This window comes from Amycolatopsis sp. cmx-8-4, assembly GCF_046548675.1.
In the GTDB taxonomy this organism is placed as follows: domain Bacteria; phylum Actinomycetota; class Actinomycetes; order Mycobacteriales; family Pseudonocardiaceae; genus Amycolatopsis.
In genome coordinates this window covers 1-18,542 of the sequence record NZ_JAEBDZ010000001.1, presented here as the reverse complement: position 1 = coordinate 18,542, position 18,542 = coordinate 1, and the positions used below count along the sequence as shown (strand labels likewise).

The 18,542-nt window shown below is 70.4% G+C and carries 20 protein-coding genes; 8 read left to right on the top strand and 12 right to left on the bottom strand.

Annotation, left to right across the window (positions count from 1 at the left end; all coding sequences use genetic code 11):
- Nucleotides 1–3: 3 nt before the first annotated feature.
- From ACLJQZ_RS00100 to ACLJQZ_RS00085, 4 genes are read right to left on the bottom strand one after another with little or no spacing between them, the layout of a single operon-like run.
- Nucleotides 4–831 (bottom strand): ABC transporter permease, encoded by an 828-nt coding sequence (locus ACLJQZ_RS00100; RefSeq protein WP_410617862.1) that lies wholly within the window; start codon nt 829–831, stop codon nt 4–6.
- The gene (locus tag ACLJQZ_RS00095; RefSeq protein WP_410617861.1) at nt 828–1,712 is read right to left on the bottom strand and encodes an ABC transporter permease; all 885 of its coding nucleotides are present in this window, start codon (nt 1,710–1,712) and stop codon (nt 828–830) included. Before ACLJQZ_RS00095 ends, ACLJQZ_RS00100 begins: the two co-directional genes overlap by 4 nt.
- 32 nt (nt 1,713–1,744) lie before the next feature.
- On the bottom strand, nt 1,745–2,833 hold the full coding sequence (locus ACLJQZ_RS00090; RefSeq protein WP_410617860.1) for an ABC transporter ATP-binding protein: 1,089 nt from the start codon (nt 2,831–2,833) through the stop codon (nt 1,745–1,747).
- A complete protein-coding gene (locus tag ACLJQZ_RS00085; protein WP_410617858.1) occupies nt 2,830–4,056 on the bottom strand; it encodes an extracellular solute-binding protein in 1,227 nt (408 codons plus the stop codon). Before ACLJQZ_RS00085 ends, ACLJQZ_RS00090 begins: the two co-directional genes overlap by 4 nt.
- 130 nt (nt 4,057–4,186) lie before the next feature.
- Here ACLJQZ_RS00085 and ACLJQZ_RS00080 point away from each other — a divergent pair, with 130 nt between their 5' ends.
- The 4 genes from ACLJQZ_RS00080 (at nt 4,187) to ACLJQZ_RS00065 (ending at nt 6,966) form a co-directional block, all read left to right on the top strand.
- Nucleotides 4,187–5,092 carry a dihydrodipicolinate synthase family protein gene (locus ACLJQZ_RS00080; RefSeq protein ID WP_410617857.1) on the top strand — a complete coding sequence of 302 codons (906 nt, stop codon included), beginning with the start codon at nt 4,187–4,189 and terminating at the stop codon, nt 5,090–5,092.
- A gap of 478 nt (nt 5,093–5,570) precedes the next feature.
- Nucleotides 5,571–6,608: a fatty acid desaturase family protein gene (locus ACLJQZ_RS00075; protein WP_410617856.1), complete on the top strand. Its 1,038-nt coding sequence runs from the start codon at nt 5,571–5,573 to the stop codon at nt 6,606–6,608.
- Entirely contained in the window at nt 6,605–6,811 is a 207-nt protein-coding gene (locus ACLJQZ_RS00070; RefSeq protein WP_328447391.1) for an RGCVC family protein, read from the top strand. The genes ACLJQZ_RS00075 and ACLJQZ_RS00070 overlap by 4 nt, the downstream gene beginning before the upstream one ends.
- Nucleotides 6,808–6,966: a DUF6307 family protein gene (locus ACLJQZ_RS00065; protein ID WP_247059049.1), complete on the top strand. Its 159-nt coding sequence runs from the start codon at nt 6,808–6,810 to the stop codon at nt 6,964–6,966. The genes ACLJQZ_RS00070 and ACLJQZ_RS00065 overlap by 4 nt, the downstream gene beginning before the upstream one ends.
- Here the strand turns inward: ACLJQZ_RS00065 and ACLJQZ_RS00060 are convergent.
- A complete protein-coding gene (locus ACLJQZ_RS00060; protein ID WP_410617854.1) occupies nt 6,890–7,525 on the bottom strand; it encodes a sigma factor-like helix-turn-helix DNA-binding protein in 636 nt (211 codons plus the stop codon). The genes ACLJQZ_RS00065 and ACLJQZ_RS00060 overlap by 77 nt on opposite strands.
- A 511-nt stretch (nt 7,526–8,036) precedes the next feature.
- Between ACLJQZ_RS00060 and lysA the strand changes: the two genes are divergently transcribed.
- Both lysA and ACLJQZ_RS00050 read left to right on the top strand, forming a co-directional pair.
- Entirely contained in the window at nt 8,037–9,380 is a 1,344-nt protein-coding gene (gene lysA, locus ACLJQZ_RS00055) for a diaminopimelate decarboxylase (RefSeq protein ID WP_410617852.1), read from the top strand.
- A 291-nt stretch (nt 9,381–9,671) separates the two neighbouring features.
- The gene (locus ACLJQZ_RS00050) at nt 9,672–10,148 is read left to right on the top strand and encodes an Lrp/AsnC family transcriptional regulator (RefSeq protein WP_247059053.1); all 477 of its coding nucleotides are present in this window, start codon (nt 9,672–9,674) and stop codon (nt 10,146–10,148) included.
- A gap of 46 nt (nt 10,149–10,194) precedes the next feature.
- Here ACLJQZ_RS00050 and helR read toward each other — a convergent pair whose 3' ends face one another.
- Nucleotides 10,195–12,432 (bottom strand): RNA polymerase recycling motor ATPase HelR, encoded by a 2,238-nt coding sequence (helR, locus tag ACLJQZ_RS00045; RefSeq protein ID WP_410618565.1) that lies wholly within the window; start codon nt 12,430–12,432, stop codon nt 10,195–10,197.
- 141 nt (nt 12,433–12,573) lie between these two features.
- On the opposite strand from helR, the gene ACLJQZ_RS00040 reads away from it, so the two are divergent.
- Nucleotides 12,574–12,966: a VOC family protein gene (locus ACLJQZ_RS00040; RefSeq protein WP_410617851.1), complete on the top strand. Its 393-nt coding sequence runs from the start codon at nt 12,574–12,576 to the stop codon at nt 12,964–12,966.
- On the opposite strand, the gene ACLJQZ_RS00035 is transcribed toward ACLJQZ_RS00040, so the two are convergent.
- Nucleotides 12,942–13,460, bottom strand: coding sequence for a DUF6328 family protein (locus ACLJQZ_RS00035; protein ID WP_410617850.1), 519 nt, complete (start codon nt 13,458–13,460; stop codon nt 12,942–12,944). The two genes, ACLJQZ_RS00040 and ACLJQZ_RS00035, sit on opposite strands and share 25 nt — an antisense overlap.
- 106 nt (nt 13,461–13,566) lie before the next feature.
- Between ACLJQZ_RS00035 and ACLJQZ_RS00030 the strand changes: the two genes are divergently transcribed.
- Entirely contained in the window at nt 13,567–14,124 is a 558-nt protein-coding gene (locus ACLJQZ_RS00030) for a superoxide dismutase (protein ID WP_410617848.1), read from the top strand.
- A gap of 7 nt (nt 14,125–14,131) precedes the next feature.
- Here ACLJQZ_RS00030 and ACLJQZ_RS00025 read toward each other — a convergent pair whose 3' ends face one another.
- The 5 genes from ACLJQZ_RS00025 to ACLJQZ_RS00005 all read right to left on the bottom strand — a co-directional run.
- Nucleotides 14,132–14,524, bottom strand: a complete 393-nt coding sequence (locus ACLJQZ_RS00025; RefSeq protein ID WP_410617847.1) for a TIGR03667 family PPOX class F420-dependent oxidoreductase — start codon at nt 14,522–14,524, stop codon at nt 14,132–14,134.
- Between the two features lie 72 nt (nt 14,525–14,596).
- Complete coding sequence (locus ACLJQZ_RS00020) at nt 14,597–16,474, bottom strand: DUF2339 domain-containing protein (RefSeq protein ID WP_410617845.1); 1,878 nt, start codon at nt 16,472–16,474, stop codon at nt 14,597–14,599.
- Between the two features lie 60 nt (nt 16,475–16,534).
- Complete coding sequence (locus ACLJQZ_RS00015; protein ID WP_410617844.1) at nt 16,535–17,500, bottom strand: Gfo/Idh/MocA family protein; 966 nt, start codon at nt 17,498–17,500, stop codon at nt 16,535–16,537.
- Nucleotides 17,497–18,093, bottom strand: a complete 597-nt coding sequence (locus ACLJQZ_RS00010; RefSeq protein ID WP_410617843.1) for a TIGR03086 family metal-binding protein — start codon at nt 18,091–18,093, stop codon at nt 17,497–17,499. The genes ACLJQZ_RS00015 and ACLJQZ_RS00010 overlap by 4 nt, the downstream gene beginning before the upstream one ends.
- 39 nt (nt 18,094–18,132) lie before the next feature.
- Nucleotides 18,133–18,542 (bottom strand): transposase (locus tag ACLJQZ_RS00005; protein WP_410617841.1); only part of this gene is annotated, 410 nt, incomplete at its 5' end.

The window sequence follows — 18,542 nt, the reverse complement described above, 5'->3', positions numbered from 1 at the left end:
ACCTCAGGTTTCTTCGCGGATCCGGGTCACCAGCTGCGTCGGATTCACGAACCGTAACGCCACGACGAGGAGCAACAGCATGGAACCGGTGTAGATCGTCGCCATCGCGTCGACCGACTGGTTGGCGCGGATGCCCGCGGCGAACACGGAGTTGTAGAGGGCCACGACGAGGGTCGTCGAGTCCGGGCCGGCCGTCAGGAACGTCAGCTCGAACATGCCGACCGTGCGCACCAGCACCAGGATCGACGCGGCCAGGATGCCCGGCAGCAGCAACGGCCCGAGGATCCGGGTGAACACCGACAGCGTGCGCGCGCCCGACATGCGCGCGGCGGCTTCGATCTTCGGGTCGATCTGCTCGATGAACGGCGTCATCGTGAGCACCACGAACGGCACCGACGGCACCAGGTTCGCCAGGATGACCCCGGTCATCGAGCCGGCCAGGTGGAACTTGTAGAGCACCGTCGCCAGCGGGATGCCGTAGGTGATCGGCGGGATCAGGATCGGCAGCACGAACAGCAGCATCACCAGGCGCTTGCCGGGGAACTTCCGGCGAGCCAGTGCGTACGCGGCCGGGACGCCGACCGCCACCGAAACGGCGATCACCACCAGAGCGACGATCGCCGTCGTGAGGAGGACGTCCGAGAGGCCGAACTCGCGCCAGGCGTCGGCGTACCAGTGGGTGGTGAAGCCGTCCGGGAGCCAGGTGCCGAACCACTGCACACCGAACGAATCGACGACGACCGAAAGGACCACACCAGCGAGGTTGACGAAGAAGAACGCGACGACGGCCCAGACGACCCAACGTCCGGGACGCGTGACCCAACCGGTCATCCCTTGCCTCCGGTCGCTCCGCGGTACAGCGTGCCGCGCCATGCCATCACCAGGCCGATCACGATCAGCATGAGCACCGCCATGATCATCGCAACGGCCGAGCCCATCGAGTAGTCGTACTCCTCGAACGCGGCGTGGTAGGCCGCGATCGAGATGACGCGGGTCTCGTTCGCCGGGTCGCCGACGAGCTGGGCCGACGGGAACACCGAGAACGCCATCACGAACGAGAGGCAGAAGGTGATCGCCAGACCGGGTGCGAGCAGGGGCAGCGTGATCCGCCGGAAGCGCTGGGCCCAGTTGGCGCCGAGTGTCGCGGCCGCCTTCTCCAAGGAGGGGTCGATGCCCGAGAGATAGGACAACGTCAGCAGGAACGAGAAGGGGAAGCCGGTGATGACCAGCGACAGGAGCACGCCCGTGTAGTTGTGGATCAGCGGCAGCGGCTCGTCGGTGATCCCGAGGACCGTGAGCACCTTGTTCAGCCAGCCCGACTGGCCGCCGTACATGATCAGGCCCTGCGCGGTGAGCACCGTGCCGAGCGTGATCGGGACGACCAGGATCGTCGTCAGGAGGCGCTTGCCGCGCACGCGGCCGCGCAGCACGTAGGCGATCGGGATGCTGGCGAGGACGTTGATGAACGTCGCGGGCAGCGCGATGCCCAGCGTCGTCCAGATCGTGTCGCGCAGGTACGGATCGCCGAAGAACCTGGCGTAATTGGCGAAGACCCCGCCCTGGCGCGGGGCGAACGACAACTGGAGGCCGTAGAGGAACGGATACAGGAACAGGCACGCGGTGACCAGCAACCCGGGCACCAGGAGCAGCAGCACGCGGTCGATGCCGCGTTCGGCCAGGCGGTGGCGCAGGGCCGGGCGAGCAGCGGTCACGGCGGGCGTGGAGGTCCTGGAGGTCGTGGCGGTCACGGCGCGAACACCAGGACCCGCTCGGCCGGGACGCCGATCTTCACCGGGTCGCCGGGGGCGAGGCGCTTGTCCGTGCGGAAGTAGACCGGGACCCCGTTCGCCAAGCGGGCCGAGACCGACAGCTCACGGCCGTGGTACTCGACGATCTCCACCGTGACGTCGAGGGCGTTCTCGGCGCCTTCGCCCACGACGAAGTCCTCGGGGCGGATGGCGACCTTGGCCGGGCCGTCCGTGAGGTCGTCGCGGTTGGTGCCGGTCAGGCGGACGCCGTCGCCCTCGACGGTGACCGGCGAACCGGTGACCGACAAGCCCGCGGCCGACGAGCCGGTGACGCCAGCGGCGTTCGTGAGGGTCAGGTCCAGGAGGTTGCGGTAGCCCATGAAGGAGGCGACGTAGCTGTTCACCGGCTGGGCGTAGACCTCCTCGGGGGTGCCGATCTGCTGGACCGCGCCCTCACGCAGCACGACCAGCCGGTCGGCGAGCGAGAGCGCCTCCTCCTGGTCGTGGGTGACGTAGACCGTGGTGAGGCCGAGGGTCTGGTGGAGGCGGCGGATCTCCATCCGCATCTCGAGGCGGAGCTTGGCGTCCAGGTTGGACAGCGGCTCGTCCATCAGGACGACCGCGGGCTCCAGCACCACGGCCCGCGCGATCGCGACGCGTTGCTGCTGGCCACCGGAGAGCTGGGCGGGGAACTTCGCCGCGTGCTCGGTGAGCTGGACGAGCCGGAGCGCCTCGTCGACGCGTCGGCGGGCCTCGGCGCGGGCGACCTTCCGCATCTGGAGGCCGAAGCCGACGTTCGCGCGGACGGACAGGTGCGGGAACAGCGCGTAGTTCTGGAAGACCATCCCGAACCCGCGTTGCTCCGGCGGGCGGCCGTCGATGCGGGTGTCGTCGAGCCAGATGCTGCCGCCCGTCAGGGGCAGCAGGCCGGCGAGGCAGTTGAGGGCCGTCGACTTGCCGCAGCCGGACGGGCCCAGCAGGGCCACGAACTCGCCGCGGGTGATGGCGAGGTCCAGGCCCTGCAGGGCGTTCGCGGTGCCGAAGCTGCGCGAGACACCGTCCAGCCGCAGCTGCTCGAACGTCACTTCTTGCCGACCTTCGAGCCGCCGACCAGCTGGTTCCACTTGTCGTACGCCTTGACCTGCTGCTCGGCCGGCAGCGACGTCTCCTTGGGGTACTGGGCGATCCACTGCTCGTACTCCGGGCGGCCGAACTGCTTGATCGTGTCCTGGCTATTCTGCGGCGCCATCTGGAGGGTGACGTCCTTGACGGCCGGGCCGGGGTAGAAGTAGCCGTCGTCGTAGGCGATGGCCTGCTGGTCGGGCTTGAGCATCCACGCGATCAGCTGCAGGATCGCCGACGTCTGGTCACCGGAGAGGCCCTTGGGGATGAGCGCGTACTGGGCGTCGGTGACCCAGTGCATCGGCTGCATGATCGCGGTCTTGACCGTGTTCGGCACCGTGCCGAGCTTGCGCGGGTTGATGTCCCAGCCCGTGGTGGACATGACCATGTCGACCGAGCCGGAGGCGAGGTTCTTCATCGCCTCGGTGGTGCCGGACGGGTAGTACTTCACGTACTTGCCCAGCTCCTGCAGGAACGCCCAGGTCTTGTCCCATCCTTTGTCCGGGTCCTTCGGATCCTTGTCCCCGAGGAGGTAGGGCAGGCCCATCAGGAACGTCCGGCCCGGGCCGGAGTTCGCCGGCTGGGCGTACTGGAACTTGTCCGGGTGCGCCTTCGCCCAGTCGAGCAGCTCTTGCGGTGACGTCGGCGGCGTGGCGGCCGCGGCCGGGTTGAACTCCAGCAACGGGCCCGATGGGTAGTAGACGACCTCGACGCCGTAGCCGTTGGCCAGGTCCTGCATCTTGGCCGCGGGCTCCAGGTAGTTCTGCATCAGGTTCGGGAACCGGCCGGCGAAATCCGGGAGGACCTTCGCGAGCGTGCCGTTCGCGATACCGGCGGACAGGCCGTCGGTGCCGCTGAGGACCAGGTGGGTCTGGGCGACGCCGCCGTCCTGCTCGGCCTTGAGCTTGCCCGCCATGCTCGGGGCGGGGGCCGTCGAATAGGTGACCTTGGAGAGCACTTCGGGGTGCGCGGCCTTGAAGTTCTCGATCATCTGCTTGGTGAGCTGCAGGTTGCCCGCGATGTCGAGGATGTTCAGCACGACCGGCTTGCTCGGCTTGTCCGGCACGGCCTGCGGGGCCGCTGCCTGGCCGCCGTCGCCGCCGGGGGCGCCGCACGCCGTGAGGCCGGCGGCGAGGCTCACCGCCAGCACCACCCGTCGGAATCGGAAGCCGCTGCGACCCTGCATGGCTGCTCCTTGCCCGTGATAATATTGTATGTCGCATCATATATCAGATCGGACAGGGCCTTGGCGAGGACTTTCGTTCCTTCCCGGCCGGCCGGGAAGACCGTGGTGACCGTGATCCGGAAGGGGCCCGATGACGTTCGAGCAGCAGAGGCGGCGGCTTTCCGGGGTGGTGGCCATCCCGGTCACGCCGTTCGACGCCGAGGGCGCCGTCGACGGCCCGACCTACGCGAAGCTCGTGGACCGGCTGGTCACCGGCGGCATCGAGGTCGTGACACCCAACGGGAACACCGGCGAGTTCTACGCGCTCGACGCGGGTGAGGCCCGGCAGTGCCTCGAGGTCACCGTCGAAGCCGTGGCCGGGCGGGCCGGTGTGCTCGCCGGGATCGGGCACGACGTCGCGTCGGCGACGCGGGCCGCCCGGCACGCGCGGGACTCCGGCGCGGACATGATCATGATCCACCAGCCGGTGCACCCGTACGTCTCCGGTGACGGCTGGGTCGACTACCACGCCGCGATCGCCGGCGCGGTGCCGGAGCTCGGCGTGGTGCTCTACGTGCGCAACCCCGCGATCGGCGGCGAACAGCTGCACGCGCTGGGTGTCGCGGCACCGAACGTCATCGGCGTGAAGTACGCGGTACCCGACCCGGTGCGCTTCGGCTCGGTCGCGCGGGACGCCGGCTTCGAACGGTTCGTGTGGATCGCCGGGCTGGCCGAGCTCTCCGCCCCCGGCTACTTCGCCGTGGGCGCCACCGGGTTCACGTCCGGGCTGGTGAACGTCGACCCGGCGATCTCGCTCGGCATGTTCCACGCACTGTCCACAGGGGACTATCTGGCGGCGATGGCCGTCTGGGAACGCATCCGGCCGTTCGAAGAACTCCGTGCGGCCAACGGGAACGCCAACAACGTCAGCGTCGTGAAGGACGCGCTCGCCCAGCTCGGCTTGTGCCGCCCGGACGTCCGGCCGCCCAGCCGGCTGCTGACGGCGGGCGAGCGGGAACGGCTCTTCGGCCTGCTCTCGTCCTGGGGGCTCTCGTGACGCGCGAGTGGCGACCCGCCGACGGGCCGAGAGTGCGATGACGCCGAACCACGGCTCGCCGACGAATCACCTGCGACAGGGGTCCACCGGGCGCGATCCTCGCGGTAGCAACCTCACTGGGCGCCTCGGGCGTCGCTTTGCGCGACTACGGGCGGCTGCTCGCCAGCCGAACGGCTGACATGGTTGCGATACACGCGGGTTCGTGCCCGGCGCGGCTCCCGTCCCCGGCCGAAACTTCTCACGACCGGAAGGCTCCGGGTGTGCGGTACGTCACCGCCATCCCGATGTGGCCGACTGTACACCTCGGCGGCCACCTGCGGGAATTGCCAATACGGCGGCGGAGTGAGAGGCTTGCCTAAGGACGCGGTACCACCGCGACCAGGCCCCAGTGCCCTTTTCCCGGACCGGCCCGGACCCTGTCGGGGCCGGAAACCGTTGCTGGTCAAGCCTTTACGACTTACCCAGAGCGGTTGTGCCGATGAGTGCCACCCAAGTTCCGGATACCCCTGTGTCCACCGGCAGCGACTTCGCCGAGCTCTCCCGGCTCGTCAAGGCCGCCGGCCTCCTCCAGCGGCGCCGACGCTACTACGTGCTGCGGATCGGATTGAACCTCGCCGCCTTCGGTGGCGGCTGGGTCGCGTTCGTCTACCTCGGCGACTCCTGGTGGCAGCTGTTCCTCGCCGCGTTCTTCGCGATGATGTTCGCGCAGCTGTCGTTCATCGGGCACGACGCCGGCCACAAGCAGATCTTCCGCACCCGCAAAGCGAATGACGCGACCGGGTTCGTCCACGGTGGACTCACCGGGCTGAGCTACGGCTGGTGGATGGGCACCCACACCCGCCACCACGCCAACCCGAACCACGAGGACGAAGACCCGGACGTCGACATCGCCGCGCTCGCGTTCAGCAAGGCGCAGAGCGCGCGCAAACGCGGTTTCCTGCGCTGGATGGCGAAGTACCAGGCGTTCCTGTTCTTCCCGCTGCTGCTGCTCGAAGGCCTCAACCTGCACGTCTCCAGCGTGAAAGCGGTGCTGAACAAGGACATCCGCAAGCGCAAGCTGGAGTCCGCGCTGCTGATCGCGCACCTCGCCGCCTACCTCGCGGCCGTGTTCATCGTGCTCTCCCCGCTCACCGGGATCATCTTCATCCTCGTGCACCAGTTCCTCTGGGGGCTGTACATGGGCTGCTCGTTCGCGCCCAACCACAAGGGCATGGAGATGCTGAGCGCCGGGCACACGCTGGACTTCCTGCGCAAGCAGGTACTCACCTCCCGCAACGTCCGCGGCGGGCCGGTCGTCGACTTCGCCCTCGGCGGCCTGAACTACCAGATCGAGCACCACCTGTTCCCGAGCATGCCCCGGCCGAACCTCAAGCACGCGCAGGTCATCGTCCGGGACTTCTGCGACCGGCACGGGATTTCCTACGCGGAGTGCGGCTGGGCCCGCTCCTACGGCTACGTACTGCAACACCTCCATGAAGCGGGTGAACCGCTACGAGCGAAGAAGGTGATGGCATGACAGCCCCCGCCCCGGACGCTCTCGAAGTGTCCGCCACAGGTCCGCAGTGCCCCAACTGCCCGCACTCCCTCGACGCGCACGACGCCATCGCGCGCCGCTACTGCGCGGCCACCGAGGCCGGCCAGGGGGTCGACCGCGGCTGCGTCTGCGGTACCGCACAGGACCACCAGAAAAAACAGAGCACCGGACAAGGATCACGATGACCGCGTCGACCTCTTACCACAGCCGCTACGACCTGCGCGTCGAGCGCGTCAAGAACATCGTCATGGAAGACACGAAGCTCAACGACACCAAGGCACTGGCGCTGGCCGTGCGGATGGTGCACGAGCTCGACACCGTGCCCGAGCCCGTCCGCTGACGCTCAGTCCGGCAGCAGGGCCGGGCAGGCCGAACGCCTCGAACACGCCCGGGACGAAGGTCGTCACTTCGGCGACCGCACCGTCCACGATGAGGAACGTGTTCAGGCCGAACGCGTGAAACGCGCCGTCGTGGCGAAGGTACGTCGCCACGGCGGGGCCACCGTTGGCCCGCACGAACCGCATCCGCAGCTCCATCGAGTCCGGCCCGCGCAGCACCGGAGCCCAGCCTTCGAGGACCGTCGCGAGCCCGCCGTACCACGTCGGCGTGGTGCCGACGTGGCCGCCGGCGCCCGGCTGGTGGCTGCAGCGGACGTCGTCACGCAGGACTGCCGCGATGGCCTGGTCGTCCCCGGCCGTGATCGCCGCGATGTACCGCGAGACGACCGCGCGCTCGTCGCCGCTCGACTCGACGCGCCACTCCGTACGCCGCGAAGGCAGTTGCTCCTGCAGCTCGGCGCGCGCCCGCTGAAGCGAACTGTTCACCGAAGCCGGGGTTGTCTCCAACGTCTTCGCGGTCTCCTTCGCCGTCCAGCCGGCGACGTCGCGAAGGATCAGCACCGCGCGTTGCCGGGGCGGAGAGGTACTGGACGGCCGCGAGGAACGCCAGCTCGATCGTCTCGCGCGCGACAACCGCGTCGAGAAGGTCGTCCGGGCAGGGCTGGAGCCACGGGACCGCCGCCGCGGGCCGGGGCGCCAGGTGTGGACTCGAAGCCGGCGGCAGATCGACGAAGGGCACAACGTGCGACGTGCGACCGAGGAAGTCGAGGCACGCGTTCGTGGCGATCTTGTACAGCCACGCGCGCAGGCAGCTCGCGCCGGTGCAGCTCGGTCCGATCCGCGAACTCGGTTTCGTTCATCTCGATGGTCACCATGCCCCACGTGACGACCACCGTCACCGGAAGTCAGCTCTTCGCAGGTCAACAGGGGTGTGGCCGAAGTTACTCGCGCATCAAGGACACGTCAGCGGGCATCGGAAACCCGTCAGGACGGCATTCGGAGGTACTCCGCGAACAACGAAGCAGAGGTGTCCTGACGGAGTCCGATCCGCCGTGATGCCCGGAGGCACACCGTGACGCTCAGCGAGCTTCTTCCCAGCCTCGGCTGCGAGGCCGCCGATCACCTCGAGCCAGGACTCTGGCCGCGAAGCACCCGACTCGGCGAAGACGGTGAGCTGCTCCTCGCCGGCGCGAAGGTCAGCCACCTCGCCGCCCGCTTCGGGACGCCCTCCTACCTCATCGACGAGCAGCAGGTCCGCGACACCGCGCGCGAGTACCGGCGCGCGCTGCCGGACGTCGAAGTCGCGTACGCGAGCAAGGCGCTGTGCACGCGCTCGGTGCTGCGCTGGGTCGCCGAAGAGGGGTTGTCGCTCGACACCTGCTCCGCGGGCGAAATCGCGGTCGCCCGCGGAGTCGGCTTCCCCCCGGAGCGCATGCTGTTGCACGGCAACGCGAAGACGCCCGAAGACCTGAAGGCCGCCCTCGAGTACGGCGTCCGCCGGATCGTCGTCGACTCGCTCGACGAGATCGAGCAGCTCGGTGCGCTCGCCCACGGCGCGCAGCAGGTGATGATCCGCGTGACGCCGGGCGTCGCGGCCGGCGCGCACGCGTCGATCAGCACCGGCACCGAGGGCCAGAAGTTCGGCTTTTCACTGCTCGACGGCGTCCCGGACAACGTCGACGCCGCCGTGAAAGCCGTTCTCGCCCAACCCGGGCTGCGGCTGGCCGGACTGCACTGCCACATCGGCTCGCAGATCTCCCGCGTCGACCGGTACGAGGCCGCCGCGCGACGGATGGCCGAGGTGCTCGTCCGGATCCGTGACGTCCACGGCGTCACGCTGCGGGAGCTCGACCTCGGCGGCGGCCACGCCGTCCCGTACTTCGGCGGCGAGCCCGCGTTCGACCTCGGCGGCTACTCGCGACGCCTGCGCGTGGCGCTCGGGTACGAGTGCGCGGCCCACGGCTTTCCGTTGCCGCGCTTGACGATCGAGCCCGGCCGGGCGATCGTCGGCCCGGCCGGGATCACGGTGTACCGCGTGTGCGCGGTCAAGCGCGGCAGCCGCACGTTCGTCGCGGTCGACGGCGGCATGAGCGACAACGCGCGGCCGTCGCTCTACGGCGCGCGCTACACGACGCGCCTGGTCGGCCGCCGGTCGAAGGAAAAGCGCGCCCCGATGACCGTCGTCGGCCGGCACTGCGAGTCCGGTGACGTCCTCGCCGACGGCATCCTCCTGCCCGGCGACCTGCACGCCGGTGATCTGCTGGCCGTGCCGTGCACCGGCGCGTACCACCACTCGCTGGCCTCGAACTACAACCAGGTGGGCCGCCCGCCGCTGGTCGGTGTGAAGGACGGCGTCGCGACGCTGCTGGTGCGCCGTGAGACCGAGGAAGACCTCGGCCGGCGGGATCTCGGGTGAGCACGACGTCGCCCCGCGCGGCATGCGTTTGTGCTCCTGGAGTTCCGGTTCGGTGACGACGAGCCACCGAACGGGACCCGGGAGCGGCCCGCCGACGCCCCCGGCTGTGTGCGGGCGCACAGAAGAGCCTCGGATTGGCTTGTGATTTTCCTCCCGGGCCACCGATTCCTCGGCTGATCGCCGCGCGCACGCCGGATCACGTGAAGCTGGCCTGGGGCTCTCGCTTTCTGGTCAGGTCTCGATACGCTGCGCACTTGACAAATCACATGCCGAAACACAGGGAGGGACGGCATGGGTGACGAATCACGTGCGCGAGGACTTGACAATACGGACAGATCGCTGATCGCTCTGCTCCAGCAGGACGGCCGGGCCTCGTTCACCGCGCTCGCCAAGGCGGTCGGACTTTCCGAGGGTGCCGTCCGCCAGCGGGTGCAGCGATTGCTGCGCGACGACCTGATGCAGATCGTCGCGGTGACGGACCCCGCCAACGTCGATCTGACGCGGCAGGCGATGGTCGGGATCAGCGTCGACGGCGCGGATCCCCGTGCGGTGGCGGACAAGCTGTCCGAACTGCCGCACGTCCACTACGTCGTGCTGTGCGCCGGACGCTACGACCTGCTGGCGGAACTCGTCTGCCGGGACGACGACCACATGCTCGAAGTGCTCGGTGAGGAGATCCGGCAGATCCCGGGTGTCTCCGGCACCGAGCTGTTCGTGTACCTGAAGCTGGCCAAGCAGAACTACGCCTGGGGCCGGCTCACCGCGTAACGGCCGGGGATGACGGGCCGAGACCCAGCCCGCCACCCCCGGTCGGCTACAGGAACCGGCGGTACCCCGCGGAAACCGGCACCCCGGCCTCCGCGAGCCCGGTCAGCGACGACGGCAGCGCGTCCCGGTAGAGGACACCGAGGCGCTGCGTGGCGCGGGTCAGGGCGACGTACAGCTCGGCCGCGCCACGCGGCCCTGCGGCCAGGATCCGCTCGGGCTCGACGACGAGGACGGCGTCGAACTCGAGGCCCTTGGTCGCCGACGGCGGGACCGTGCCCGGCACCCCCGCCGGGCCGATCACGACACTCGTGCCGTCACGGCCGCCTTCGGCACGGTCGAATTCGTCGATGGCACCTTGCAAGTCGCCCTCCGCAACTTGTCTGGACCACGGTCGGACCCCGCTCGCGCGCACCGACTCCGGCAGCCGCGCGTCCGGTGCGAACTCCGCGAGCAGCTTGCCGGCGACGGTCATGATCTCCGCCGGCGTGCGGTAGTTCACGGTCAGTTCCCGGTACAGCCAGCGGTCGCGGACGTACGGCGCGAGCACCGGCGCCCACGCCGTCGCCCCGGCCGCCGACCGCCGCTGCGCGAGGTCGCCGACGATCGTGAACGACCGGCTCGGGCACCGCCGCATCAGCACCCGCCAGTCCATTTCGGACAGTTCCTGCGCCTCGTCGACGACGACGTGCCCGTACGTCCAGTCGCGGTCCTCGACCGCGCGTTCGGCGAGGTCACGGGTGTCGCGCTCGGCGAACCGGCCGGCGAGGTCCTCGGCGTAGAGCAGGTCCGTGGCGACCAGCTGGACGTCTTCGTCCAGTTCCTCGCGGTCCAGCTTGAGGAGGTCCATGACGCCGCCGGCGTACTCGGCGTCCTCCTCCGCCTGCCGCTTCGCGGCGGCGCGTTCGGCGGCGTCGTCCCGGCCGAGCAGGTCGGCCAGCTCGTCGAGCAGCGGGACGTCCGAGACCGTCCACGCCATGCCGTCCGCGCGGGCCAGCGCCGGGTCGGCCCCGGCGGCCCGGAGCCGGCGCGGGGACAGGTACAGCGGCGCCAGCAGCGTCTCCGGCGTCAGCGAAGGCCACAGCGCGTCGACCACCGAGCCGAGTTCTTCGTGCTCCGCCAGTTCTTCGCGGACGTCGGCGCGCAGGTTCTCCCACGCACCTTCGTCCTCCCGGCTCAGCCAGCCTTCGCCGATCTCCGCCACCGCCCGCTCGGTGAGGATCCGGGCGACGGTCTCGCGGAACACCGCGCGGGCCTCGTTGTGCGGCAGCCCCGTCCGGCGCGCCTCGGTCCGCGCCTCGTCGGCGACGTCCTCGTCGAGTTCGACCGTGACGTCGGCGAGCTCGACCGGCACCGGCTCGTCGGGCACCTTCTGCCGGTCGGCGACCGCCGCCGCGAGGACGTCGAGGATCTTCAGCGAGCCCTTGAGCTTCGCCACCTCCGGTGCGTCCTCGGCGGTGACGCGCAGGCCCGGCACGAGGCCGCCGGTGGTCAGGAACACGACGTCCGACTCGCCGAGCGAGGGCAGCACGCGGCCGATGTGGTCCAGGAACACCGGGCTCGGCCCGACCACCAGCACGCCGCTGCGCGACATCCGCTCACGCTGGGTGTAGAGCAGGTAGGCCACCCGGTGCAGCGCGACCGCGGTCTTGCCGGTGCCGGGCCCGCCTTCGACGACCAGCACGCCCGCGTGGCCGAGCCGGATGATCTCGTCCTGCTCGGCCTGGATCGTCGCGACGATGTCGCGCATCCCCGCACCCCGCGGCGCGTTGACGGCCGCCAGCAGGGCCGCGTCACCGCGTTCGTGATCGCCAGGACGGCCGAACACCTCGTCGGTGAAGTCGTCGATCCGGCGGCCCATCGTGTGGAACTGACGCCGTCGCCGCATGTCCTCCGGCGATGCCGCCGTCGCGACGTAGAACGCGCGAGACGCCGGCGCCCGCCAATCGAGCAGCAGCGGTTCGTAGTCGTTTTCGCTGTCGAAGATGCCGATCCGGCCGATGTAACTCCGTTCTCCCGAAACGGCGTCGAGCCGGCCGAAGCAGAGCCCGTTGTCGACGACGTTCAGCCGTGCCGTCTCGCGCGCCCGGACACGCACGTCGGCGTCGCGCTCGACCAGCGCGATCCCGGTTTCCCCCAGTGCGGCCCGAAAGCGGGCCGCCGCCTGCGCGCGTTCGCGGTCGAGACGCGCGTACAGCTCGGCCGTGTACGCACGCTCGGCCCGCAATTCCTCGTCGTACCCCAGATTTGACAAGTTCCCCTCACAGCGGTTAGACTGACAACACATTCGACGGGTTCTCTCATTCTTTATGGAGAGCACGTCGATTTTTTATTGTCCACCCGCTGTCAAGAGCGAACTCGTCCGCGCGGCCCCGCCGTCCGGCGACTGCCGCCGAACGCGGGATGCGCACCGGTACTGTCTCAACGCATGAGCGGTCCACGGGTGTTCCGGTTGATCCAGCCCGTCGACGACATCGAGGCGGCGGTCGCGTTCTACGCGCGGGTCATCGGCGACCCCGGCGAGCGGGTCGCGCTCAACCGGCACTACTTCACCTGCGGCGGTGTGGTGCTCGCCTGCGTCGAAGCGCCGCTCGAACACCGGGAAGCCCGGCCCGCCAGGGACCCGCGGATCGTCTACCTCGCGGTCGACGACGTCGACGAGGTCTTCGAGCGGGTGCGGGCCGCCGGACCGCGGTGGCTCGACGACAGCATCGCGACGCAGTTCTGGGGCGAACGCTCCTTCTACGCCGACGACCCGTTCGGCAACCCGCTCTGCTTCGTCCAGGAGGACACGCTCTACGTGGGCGGGCCCGTCGGCTGAGCGTCCTCCAGCGGGTCGCCGTCCAGCGGATCGCCGGCCAGCGGGTGCAGCCGGAACGGGATGGCGAACCACAGCACGCCGAAGATCAGCAGCGTGAGCACCGCGACGACGATCATCGCGGGTTCGCCGTAGACCACCTTCGCGATGAGCGCGACGGTCGACGTGATCGCCAGCGCCAGACAGACCAGCCCGACCAGCACGAACCGGTTGCCGACGGTCAGGATCCGCTCACGGCTGCCCGTGCGGAACAGCAGCCGGTGCCACGCGGCGGGCGCGGTCAGCAACGCCGTCGCCGCGACCGAGAGCATCACCGCGGTCAGGTGCAGCGACTTCTCGAAGCCGCTGGCGTTGTGGAACCGGTCGGTGAACACGACCGACAGCAGGAAGCCGAAGAGGATCTGCACGCCGGCCTGCGCCACCCGCAGCTCCTGCAGCAGCTCGGCGACGTTGCGCGTCAGCTGCTGGTTGCGGGTTTCACCGGTGTGTTCGGGCACGGGAGGACGATACGCGGCCCCGGGATCGCCCACCCTCCGAGAAGCGCGTCACTCGTTGGCGTGACGATCATGGCGGCCCCCGGCGCGGGCCCGCTAAAGAAGCACTATGCGCCTTCTCCCCTCCGTCGTCGTGGCCGCCGCCCTCGCTGTCCTGGTTCCCGGCGTCGCCGCCGCGTCACCCGTGCACGCCGTGACCGCGGGCGGCACGTTCACCGCGTACGCCCCCGGCGCGCACGCGGTGACGTACCGCCCCGACCTCGTCCCGACCGGCGCCCGGGCCCACGTGTTCGGCCTCTCGGCCGCCCACGCCGGCACGACGACCTCCCTCGTCGTCACCGGGCTGCTGCCCGGCCGCTCCTACGGCGCCCACGCGCACGCCCAGCCGTGCGGCGCCACCGGTGACGCCGCCGGGCCGCACTTCCAGCACGTGCCGGACCTGGTGAAGCCGTCCGTCCACCCCGCGTACGCGAACCCCCGCAACGAGATCTGGCTCGACTTCACCACCGACCGGCTGGGCACCGGCTTCGCCCGGTCCACTGTGGACTGGACGTTCGGCGCGCGGCGGGCGAACTCCGTGGTGCTCCACGAAACCCACACGCACACCGACCCGGGCCACGCGGGCACCGCCGGCGCCCGCCTCGCCTGCCTGGACGTCGCCTTCTAGAACTCCGTTAGAACCCCCAGGACCGCTCGGGCACCACGCGGATGCGGACGGAGTACGCGGCGTCGAACGCTTCCGGCGTGTCGAAGCCGATCGCGCTGTAGCGGGAGCCGTACTTGTCGAGGTACCCGGGCGCTTCCGAGGCCTTGCCCGCCTCGATCTGCGCCTTCCCGTTCACCACGAGGATCGAACCGCCGTGGTCGTCGCTGTTCAGGTTCAGCGTGACCTCGGGGTTCGCCTCGATGTGCCGCAGCTTCGCGGTGTCCGGCCGGCTGAACACCAGAACGTCTTCGCCGTCGAGCACGAACCACACCGGCCGCGGCGCGGGCCGCCCCTTCGGCGTCACGGTGGTCAGCCAGCCGATCGGTTCCCCGGCTCGGTCGGCGAGTTTCGGTGCGGCCATGGCTTCGTGCTCCCCTGGGTCGGTCGGACTTGTGATCCAGGTAACCACGGGGCACCGACAATTTCTTCCCGCTCAGCGCGAGGCGACGCGCCGCGCGTACCGCGACCCGGCCGCCAGCAGCACCAGCCCGGCGCCGAGAAACGCGCCGACGCGGGCGAGGCCGTCCAGCGCCGAGAGGTCGAACAGCACCAGCTTCAGCACCGCGGCGCCGACCAGGATCAAGCCGATCACCCGCAGCGCGACCAGCTCGATGCCGCGCAGCAGCAGGACGAGCGCGGCGACCGTCCACGACACCGTGATCAGCGCGTGGCCCAGCAGGAACCCGGCGCGCCCGGGCACCGCCAGCATCGACCCGCTCAGCACGAGCCCGCCGGCGCCGTACAGCGCCGCGATCCCGGCCAGCAGCCAGATGGGCAGGTCGTCGGACGGGCCCTTGAAGATCTCCAGCCGCGCCGCCGCCCACGGCAGCGCGATCGACACGGCGAGGATCAGCAGCGACACCACGAGCGCGCCGGCCAGGTCGGCGGCCGACCGCGGGCGCGAGACGATCAGCAGCGCCGGCGTCACGTCGAAGAACACGCCGATCACGCCGCCGAGGGTCGCGAAGCCGAGCGCGGCACCGAGGGCGAGGCGGTTGCGCCCGCCCAGCGCGGCCACGACGAGCAGCAGCGCCTCGCCCAGCAGCACCCCGGCGCGGGCCGGGCCGTCGAACTGGGTGACCGTCGCCTGCAGGATCGCCAGCAGCCCGGCGACCCCGGCCAGCTGCCCGGCGAGCCCGCGCCAGAACTTGCGCGTCGCCCACACGGCGAGCAGCACGACGCCCGCCCCGGCCGCGACCGGCACGGCCTGGACCTTCGGCAGCAGCAGCGCGGCGACCAGCGTCGGCACGACCGCCGTCGCCAGCACCGCAAGCGCGGCGGGGTCGTTTTCCCGGCGCCGCAGGACGATCAGCGCGAGCGCGATCCCGACGACCGAGGTGCCGGCCGCCGCGGCCGTGGTGGCCCAGCTGCCGCCCGAACCCGCGACCGCGGTGGCGATCACGGACGCGAGCAGCGGCGGGATCCCGGCGGCCAGCGTCAGCGACGACCAGTCGCGGCGCAGCCGCACCGGCGTCGTCGCGAGCTGGACCATCAGCAGGAAGGTGACCAGTTCCGCGGTGAAGCCACCGGTGATCATCGGCGCGCACACGACACAGCCGATGACGACGGCCGAAGCCAGCAGCGGCGATTCCCAGCGCACGGCCACGAGCAGCCCGCCGACGGTGATGGCCAGCCCGATCGCGAGCCCGGCGAGCACCGGCAGGTACTCGTACAGCGACGTCGCCGCGACGGCGTCCAGGTAGAGCGTCGCGATGCCGGTGGCGGCCAGCGCGAACGCGCCGGTGCGGCCGGCGGGCTTGCGGTGCAGCCACACGCCGGTGCCGGTCAGCGCCAGCCCGAAGGCGGCGCCGATGAGCACCCGCGGCAGCGGCCCGAGCCAGCCCCGCTGCACGGCCAGGACCAGCAGCAGGACGACGCCGAGCAGCGTGACGCCACCGCCGACCCAGGCCAGCACCCGGCTGCCCGCGCCCTCCTTGCCGAGCTTCTCGCCCAGCGTCTGACGCGGCACGGGCTGGTACGGCGGCTGCGGCGTGAAGTACCGCTGCTGCGGAGGCGGCTGGGGCGGCTGCCACTGGTACTGCGGCGGCCACGGCGGCGGCATCTGGGGCTGAGGCTGCGGTTGGGGCCGGGGCGGCACGGCCTGCTGTGGCGCGGCCTGCGGCGGCGGCGCCTGCTGCGGCTGCGGTTTCGGCTGCTCAGCCTGCTTCGGCGCTTCGGCCGGCTTCGGCGCTTCGGCAGGCGGCTCGCCGCCCTGGGCGGTCCGCAGTTCGGAACCCACCACTGCGAGCCGACGCCCCAGGTCGTCGATCTCGCCGGCGAGCCGGAGGAGCACATTCGCTTCGGTGGTCATACCGGACAGCGTCACGCACCGGCCCCCACCTGCGGATCCGTAGCACTACTCAAACCCCGGTCACGTCCTGGTCGCGGCCACCACCCGGTCCATCGTGGTCATGATCGAGACCGTCTCGTCGAGCGGCATGTGCGGGCTCTCGGTCTCCCCGGCGGCCAGCCGCAGCGCCACCTCGTCGGCCTGGTGCCGCAGGCCGCGGCCCTCGTCGACGTACTCGAAGCGGCTTCGGTCGCCTTCGCGCGGGATGAGCGTGAACGACGCGGGCGCGTAGAACGGCCCCTCGATCTCGATCCGCGCGTCCGTGCCGACGATCGTCGCCGAGGTCGGCGAGACCGCGCGCAACGTGCAGCTCAGCACGGCCTGCGCGCCACCGGGGTAGCCGAACAGCATCGACGTCTGCGCGTCGACGCCGGTGAACGCGGGCGCGACCATGCTGAGGACGCGGTCGGGTGCGCCGAGGATCATCGACGCGAACGAAACCGGGTAGATCCCCAGGTCCAGCAGTGCACCGCCGCCCAGTTCCGGCGCGAACAGCCGGAACGCCGGGTCCTCGGCGAACCACTGGCCGTGGTCGGCGGTGACCGTGACGACGTCGCCGAGCCGCGGCAGCAGCTCCCGGACGTGCCGGATGTGCGGCAGGAAGCGCGTCCACATCGCCTCCATCAGGAAGAGGCCGCGCTCCCGGGCCAGCGCGACGAGGTCCCGCGCCTCCTCGGCGTTCATCGTGAACGGCTTCTCGACGAGCACGGGCTTGCCGGCTTCGAGCGCGAGCCGCGCGTTGCCGTGGTGCAGCGGGTGCGGCGTCGCGACGTAGACGACATCGATGCCGGGATCGTTCGCGAGGGCTTCGTAGCTGCTGTGCCGGGTTTCGACGCCGAGCCGGTCGGCGAAGGCGGCCGCGCTCTCGGCCGTACGCGACCCGACGGCGGCGACAATGCCGGAGCCCGTCAGCTCCAGGTCTTCCGCGAACGCGCTCGCGATCCCGCCGGTGCCCATGATTCCCCAGCGCAGGGGTGTGGTCGTCATGCCACCGACTCTAGGTCCTCCGGCCACTTCGGCGAACGTCCGAGCAGCGCGACGACGCGGTCCAAACCGGACAGCTCGCCCGCGTCGACGGCCGGTCCGAAGGCCGCGCCGGGCGCGAGCCGGGACTGTCCACCCGGGACGGACGCGGTGATGCGCAGCGCGGCGTCGAGGACGTCCTGGTCGAAGCGGACCGGCAGGCCGAGCGTGCGCGCGACGTCCCAGGAGTGCACGACGTAGTCGACGAAGTGGAAGCCGAGCGCCTGCTCCGGGCGGAAGGTGACCTCGGTGCTGAACTCCGGCAGCGGGATCTCCTCGCGGTCGATGGCCGCGAAGGCGTCCAGAACCTGCTTCACGGAGTCGCGGTAGGTGGCGATCGGGTCGTCGCCGAGGGAGACGAGCTTCCAGCGGCCGAGGTCGCCGTCGCCGCCCGCCGCGGCGGCGAACCCGAGGTTCTGGGTGGTCATGTGAGCGACGAGGCCGTAGAGGGTCCAGGCCGCGCACGGCGTCGGCTTGGCGAAGTCGGCCGGCGTGCTGCGAGCGACGAGATCGAGGCTGGTCCGGGTGGCGACGGCGTCGAGTTCATTGATAAGCATTCGCCTATCGTCTACGCACGCTTATCATCTGTCAAGCGGCTAAGCACCTGGCCAGAAGTCTTGTCCGAAATTCTCGGGTAGCCAGGGGCTGGTCCAGGGTGCTGCGGTGGTGAGTGTTTGTTCGGTGGTGCGGTTGCGGAAGTAGGCGTGGGTCTGGCGGAGTCGGTCGGCCATGGTGGTGGGTGCGGTGTTGGCGATGTGGTGTTTGAGTCCGGCCCAGACGCGTTCGACGGGGTTGTCCTGCGGGCTGTATTTCGCGCCTTCGATCAGCATGAGACGAGGGTGCTCGGCCAGCCAGCGCTGGGTGATTCCGCTGTGGTGAGTGGTGCCGTTGTCGCAGAGCACGGCGACGACCGGGGCCTCAGGGTAGGCGTGGAGAAGTTGCTGGAGGAAGTAGCAGAACACCACCGAGACGTTCTTGACCGAGACGTGGTGGTGCCAGGTGCCGG

What these genes read in the sequence shown, in the direction of transcription:
- ACLJQZ_RS00100 (WP_410617862.1), bottom strand. Translation starts at nt 831, where the DNA reads ATGACCGGTTGGGTCACGCGTCCCGGACGTTGGGTCGTCTGGGCCGTC.
- ACLJQZ_RS00085 (WP_410617858.1), bottom strand. Translation starts at nt 4,056, where the DNA reads ATGCAGGGTCGCAGCGGCTTCCGATTCCGACGGGTGGTGCTGGCGGTG.
- ACLJQZ_RS00080 (WP_410617857.1), top strand. Translation starts at nt 4,187, where the DNA reads ATGACGTTCGAGCAGCAGAGGCGGCGGCTTTCCGGGGTGGTGGCCATC.
- ACLJQZ_RS00075 (WP_410617856.1), top strand. Translation starts at nt 5,571, where the DNA reads ATGAGTGCCACCCAAGTTCCGGATACCCCTGTGTCCACCGGCAGCGAC.
- ACLJQZ_RS00070 (WP_328447391.1), top strand. Translation starts at nt 6,605, where the DNA reads ATGACAGCCCCCGCCCCGGACGCTCTCGAAGTGTCCGCCACAGGTCCG.
- ACLJQZ_RS00065 (WP_247059049.1), top strand. Translation starts at nt 6,808, where the DNA reads ATGACCGCGTCGACCTCTTACCACAGCCGCTACGACCTGCGCGTCGAG.
- ACLJQZ_RS00050 (WP_247059053.1), top strand. Translation starts at nt 9,672, where the DNA reads ATGGGTGACGAATCACGTGCGCGAGGACTTGACAATACGGACAGATCG.
- helR (WP_410618565.1), bottom strand. Translation starts at nt 12,432, where the DNA reads ATGTGTTGTCAGTCTAACCGCTGTGAGGGGAACTTGTCAAATCTGGGG.
- ACLJQZ_RS00040 (WP_410617851.1), top strand. Translation starts at nt 12,574, where the DNA reads ATGAGCGGTCCACGGGTGTTCCGGTTGATCCAGCCCGTCGACGACATC.
- ACLJQZ_RS00030 (WP_410617848.1), top strand. Translation starts at nt 13,567, where the DNA reads ATGCGCCTTCTCCCCTCCGTCGTCGTGGCCGCCGCCCTCGCTGTCCTG.
- ACLJQZ_RS00025 (WP_410617847.1), bottom strand. Translation starts at nt 14,524, where the DNA reads ATGGCCGCACCGAAACTCGCCGACCGAGCCGGGGAACCGATCGGCTGG.
- ACLJQZ_RS00020 (WP_410617845.1), bottom strand. Translation starts at nt 16,474, where the DNA reads ATGACCACCGAAGCGAATGTGCTCCTCCGGCTCGCCGGCGAGATCGAC.
- ACLJQZ_RS00015 (WP_410617844.1), bottom strand. Translation starts at nt 17,500, where the DNA reads ATGACGACCACACCCCTGCGCTGGGGAATCATGGGCACCGGCGGGATC.
- ACLJQZ_RS00010 (WP_410617843.1), bottom strand. Translation starts at nt 18,093, where the DNA reads ATGCTTATCAATGAACTCGACGCCGTCGCCACCCGGACCAGCCTCGAT.